The organism is Actinosynnema sp. NPDC020468 (genome assembly GCF_040642015.1).
Classification (GTDB): Bacteria; Actinomycetota; Actinomycetes; order Mycobacteriales; family Pseudonocardiaceae; genus Actinosynnema.
Window position 1 is genome coordinate 1 of record NZ_JBFAEO010000104.1, and the last position, 5022, is coordinate 5022.

The following is a 5022-nucleotide window of genomic DNA, read 5'->3' on the forward strand; positions in this document are numbered from 1 at the left end:
CGTTCATCGGATTCTCCCTTGTTCTTCGCTGGTGAGAACAAGGTTCGACCCCGCCGGGTCGCGACCCGGGTGACCTACGGGTGCACCTCGGTTGCACCTCCCGGAACCGCCGTCGACGGGTACGGGACCGGCGGGTCAGTCGCCCGCGCCCGCTCGCGGGACACGTGCTCGGCGCCTCGTCTCCCGATCACGGGCGGAGACCAATCACGGGCGGAGACCAGCCGGGCGCCCGGTCGCGTCGTCCGTTCGTTCCCCGCGGCGGGCGGCTACTTCGGCAGTTGGTTCCACACGTCGACCGCCAGGAACTTGGCGGCCACGCAGGCGTCGTCGGCCTTCGCGGGCGAGGGCAGGGAGACGATCACCATCGCGGTCTCCTTGCGGCCGGTCGCGCCCGGGAAGTCGACGTGCGCGGTTTCGGCCGAGCACAGGGCGATCGAGGTGCCGGCGGACTTGGCGACCACCGTGGAGCGGCCCGCGATGGTGAGGACCTCGGAGCCCGCCTGGTTGGCGCCCGGCGAGTCCACCAGGTAGGTGACGCGGACCCGGGGCGGGGTCACGGTGCCGTCCTTGCTCCACCGGCACTGGTGGCGCGCCGGGTACTGGCGGGCCTTCGCGGCGGCCAGGCCGGGCACCTTCGCGATCGTCGCGGCCGGCACCGCCTCGCACGCGTCGAGCCTGCCCAGCGAGTTCGCCGCGAACGTCCGGTGCGCGGGCTCCTTGCCGTCCTGGAGCCGCTTCCCCACCGCCTTGACCGCGGCCTCCACGACCCCGCACAGCTCGACGGCCGTCGTCTTCTCCTTGCCGAAGTTGTTCACCGACGCGTGCATCGTCACCAGGTCCGGGAACACCAGCCGGCGCGCGCAGTACGCGTCGTCGCCCTCCTCGGCCTGGATCCGGAAGTCGCCGAACGGGGTTTTCGTGCCGGTCAGCTCCCGCTCCGACTCCAGCTGCTCCAGGATGCCGACCGCCAGGTCGAGCTTGGCGCCCGCCGACGTGGTCACCGTGAACGCGCAGTAGTCCAGCGACTCGACCGGCCCGAGCGCGGCCCGGCCCACCGACGCCAGGTCGGCGGGCTCCAGCAGCCCGCACGGGTCGAGCGTGCGGAAGTCGCCGAACAGGTTCGCGCCGGTGGGCTCGGGCGGCTTCGGGAACGTCGGGTTCGGCACCGGCACCGGCGTGCCGAGCACCCGGACGCTGCACCCGCTGAGAACGACGACGAGCCCGACCGCGAGGGCGGCCAACCGGCGCGACCTGATCATGTGCGCAGACTAGGCGAAACCGGGCGGCCGGAACCCCGGAACGCGATCAACCCATCACCACCACGCTGCGGAGCACCTCGCCCCGGCGCATCACCTCGAACGCCTCCTCCACGTCGGCCAGCGAGATGCGCTCGGTGACGAACCGCTCCAGCGGCAACCTGCCCTGGAGGTGCAGGTCGACCAGGGCCGGGAAGTCGCGCGACGGGAGGCAGTCGCCGTACCAGCTGGTCCGGTAGACGCCGTTGCGCATGAAGGTGTCCAGCAGCGGCATCTCCAGGCGCATCGCCGAGTCCGGCCGGGCGACGAGCACGAACGTGCCGCCGAGCGCGCGGGCGTAGAACGCCTGGAGCCAGGTCTGCGGGGTGCCCGCCGCGTCGATCGCCACGTCGACGCCCAGCCCGCCGGTCAGCTCCTTGATCGCGGCGACGACGTCGTCGGTCCGCCGCGCGTCGATCACGTCGGTCGCGCCGAAAGCCCGGGCGTGCGCCAGCTTCCGCTCGTCCAGGTCGACCGCGACGATGCGGGTCGCGCCCGCCAGCCGGGCACCCGCGACCGCCGCGCACCCGACTCCGCCGACGCCGATGACCGCGACCGTGTCGCCGGTGCGCACGCCGCCGGTGTTCATCGCCGCGCCGATGCCGGACATGACCCCGCACCCGAGCAGGCCCGCGACGGCCGGGTCCGCCTGCGCCGACACGGGCGTGCACTGGCCGCTGTGCACCAGGGTCAACTCGGTGAACGCGCCGATGCCCAGCGCCGCGCCGAGCGGTTCGCCGGTCTCGGCGAGCGTCATCTTCCCGGTGGCCACGAAGTCGTCCACGCACGCCTCGGCCCGCCCGCGCCGGCACGCCCGGCACCGGCCGCACACCGCGCGCCAGTTGAGGACCACGAAGTCGCCGGGCTCGACGTTGTGCACGCCCGCGCCCACCTGCTCGACCACGCCCGACGCCTCGTGGCCTAACAGGTACGGGTAGCCGGTGCCGATGACGCCGTCCCGGTAGTGCAGGTCGGTGTGGCACACGCCCGAGGCGAGCACGCGGACGGTCGCCTCGCCCGGGCCCGGGTCGGGCACCACGATCTCCCGGATCGCGACCGGCTCGCCCTTGCCCAGCGCTACGACCGCTTTGACGCTCCTGGCCATCTGGTTCTCCTGGAAAATGATCGGCGGAACATTCCGCGCGGGGTCGGACGGGGAGGCTATTGGACCCCATCGGGAACGGCGCGGACACCCGGTCGGCGGCCGCCGCACGTCGGGAATACGCGACACCGAACCACCCCGTCCACTTCGGACGAACTCGGCGAAATGCCTTCCGGGAGGTGAAGCCATCGGATTTCCCGATGAGTCGGCGACGCGATCGGGGCGGCGCCCGAGGGCCGTTCGGAGGTGGTCGACCAGCCCGAACGCGGGCTTTTCCGCCGTTGTCCGGGCGTTGAACACCCTTTTGCCGGATCACTGCGGCCGAACGGGCCATTGGTGGACGATCGTCCTACGTTTACCGCCGGTAACGCGACGTGGCACCATGACGCCGGCCGCCGGAAAGACCTCCGCGCGGGCCGGGTGAAAAGCCCGGTGAAAACCGGGAAAAGTGGGAACCGTGCCGAAAGCCATCGCGGGTGTCACCGCATTCGTCGTGTTCGCCACGACCGTGAGCTTCGCCATCTCGATGGCCGGCTCGTCGTTGAAGAGCACCGTCCAGGTGCTGTTCCTGCCGATCGCCGACGGGTTCGACGTGAACCGGGGAACGCTGGCCGTCGGCACCACGCTGTTCGCCGTCGTGACCGCGCTGGCGTCCTCCGCGGTGGGTCACCTGGCGGACCGGGTCGGCGCGGTGCCGGTGCTCGCGATCGGCGCGGCCACCACCGGCGGCGTGCTGGTGGTGTGCGCGCTCGCGCCGGACGTGTGGGTGTTCGTGCTCGCCTACGGCGTGCTGGGCGCGATCGGCTGCACGATGCTGTCGTTCGTGCCGCTGGGGGTGCTGGCCGACCAGCTGTTCCAGGGCCGCAACGCCGGTTTCCTGTACGCGGTGCTGACCAACGGCGCGGCGGTCGGGTTCATCGTGCTGGTGCCGCTGTGGACGTTCCTCGGCACCGTCACGACGTGGGACCGGGTGCTGCTCGGCACCGGCGTGGTGTTCCTGGTGGCGCTGCTGCCGCTGTCCCTGGTGCTGGTGCGCTACTCCGCGCGGCGGACGACCAAGGCCGCGCCGTCGGAGACCGGGTTCCTCGAGGGCATTCGGACCGCGTTCGCACAGCCGCGGGTGCGCGGGCTGATCCTGCCGTTCTTCGCCTGCGGCACGACCATGGCGTTCATCGACGTGCACCTGTTCCCGCACATGCACGACCACGGCGTGAGCGCCACGACCAGTTCGCTGTCGTTCGTGCTGCTGGGTGCGCTGGAGATCGTCGGCTCGCTGATCGCGGGCCGGTTGTGCGACAAGGGGAGGATCCGCGCCACGCTGATGGGCGGCTACCTGCTGCGCGCCGGGTCGATGGTGCTGCTGCCGTTCTTCGACGCGGACTTCACCGTGCTGCTGTTCGGCGCGCTGTTCGGCGCCAGCTACCTGGCCACGGTCGTCGCGACCACGATGTGGATCACCAAGATCCTGCCGCGCGGCCGCAAGGGCACCGCGATCGGCGTCCTGTGGGCGCTGCACATGGTGGCGGTCGCGGTGAGCAGCCAGGTGGGCGCGCTCCTCGCCGACCGCTTCCACAGCTACCTGCCGGTGATCGTGGCGAGCGTCGTGCTGACCGTCGGCGCGGCCCTCCTGGTCGCCCTCCAACCGGACCCGGACGCCGCGCCGGTCGACGCCGAACCCGCCCTCGCCTGACCACCCGGCCCGCGCGACGGGCGCCGAACGTGGTGGCACCACACCGATCCCGACACCGGTCCGCCCCGACACCGGCTGCCACGGACCGAGGTCCCGGCGGGGTGGGTCCTTTGGACTCTGGGAGCACGCGGTCGGCGCCGTGACGCTGGGTGGTGGAGGTGCACCATGCAGCACGACGACATCGCGACCGCCCGCCGCGTCACGCGCGCGGACATCGCGGACCTGCCCGCGCCGGCGCGGCGGTACCTGGAGTTCGCGGGGGTGGTCGGACGGCCCCGGGACGTGGCGTTCGAGGCGACCCTGATGGGGTGGTTCCGGTTGCGACCCGAGCGGCGGTGGACGACCTGTCACGTCGAGCAGCGGACCGACGCGGCGACGGTGACGCGGGACTTCCGGATGCGGCTGGCGCTCGCGCACCTGATCCCCGTGCAGGCGACCGACACCTACCGCGACGGGCGGGGCCGGATGACCGCGCGGGTGCTCGGGTTGTTCCCGGTCGCCGACGGCGAGGGGCCCGAGTTCGACAGCGGCGAACTGGTGGCGCTGCTGGACGACGCCCTGCTGCTCGCGCCGTCGATGCTGCTCGCGATGCCGGTCGAGTGGACCGCCGTGGACGACGACACGTTCGACGTCACGCTCACCGACGGGGGCGTGTCGGTCACCGGCCGGGTCACCGTGGACGCCCGGGGCGCGGTGCGCGACTTCACCAGCCGGGACCGGTGGGCGTCGCTGCCCGAAGGCGTCGTCGCCACCCCGTGGTCGACGCCCGTGGACGGGTGGATCCTGGTGCGCGGCCGGCTGCGGCCCCGGCGCGCGACGGCCGTGTGGCACCTGCCCGACGGCCCGTTCACCTACGCGCAGTTCGACTTCGCCAAGGCCGAGATCACCTTCCACGCCGAGGCCTGACGCACCCCCGGCTCCGTCCCGCGCGGGAC

4 protein-coding genes are annotated in these 5022 nt (G+C 72.5%); 2 read left to right on the top strand and 2 right to left on the bottom strand.

Annotated elements, in window-relative coordinates; all coding sequences use genetic code 11:
* Positions 1–266 precede the first annotated feature (266 nt).
* Together AB0G50_RS35765 and AB0G50_RS35770 are read right to left on the bottom strand one after the other, a co-directional pair.
* A complete protein-coding gene (locus tag AB0G50_RS35765; RefSeq protein WP_360118528.1) occupies positions 267–1259 on the bottom strand; it encodes a hypothetical protein in 993 nt (330 codons plus the stop codon).
* A 46-nt stretch (positions 1260–1305) separates the two neighbouring features.
* Positions 1306–2400 (bottom strand): S-(hydroxymethyl)mycothiol dehydrogenase, encoded by a 1095-nt coding sequence (locus AB0G50_RS35770; protein WP_360118531.1) that lies wholly within the window; start codon positions 2398–2400, stop codon positions 1306–1308.
* Positions 2401–2854: 454 nt separating this feature from the next.
* Between AB0G50_RS35770 and AB0G50_RS35775 the strand changes: the two genes are divergently transcribed.
* The gene (locus AB0G50_RS35775; protein WP_360118534.1) at positions 2855–4087 is read left to right on the top strand and encodes an MFS transporter; all 1233 of its coding nucleotides are present in this window, start codon (positions 2855–2857) and stop codon (positions 4085–4087) included.
* Between the two features lie 165 nt (positions 4088–4252).
* Positions 4253–4993, top strand: coding sequence for a DUF6544 family protein (locus tag AB0G50_RS35780; RefSeq protein WP_360118537.1), 741 nt, complete (start codon positions 4253–4255; stop codon positions 4991–4993).
* Positions 4994–5022 lie beyond the last annotated feature (29 nt).

Coding starts and splice junctions, on each gene's coding strand:
- AB0G50_RS35780 (WP_360118537.1), top strand. CDS start 4,253: ATGCAGCACGACGACATCGCGACCGCCCGCCGCGTCACGCGCGCGGAC.
- AB0G50_RS35765 (WP_360118528.1), bottom strand. CDS start 1,259: ATGATCAGGTCGCGCCGGTTGGCCGCCCTCGCGGTCGGGCTCGTCGTC.
- AB0G50_RS35770 (WP_360118531.1), bottom strand. CDS start 2,400: ATGGCCAGGAGCGTCAAAGCGGTCGTAGCGCTGGGCAAGGGCGAGCCG.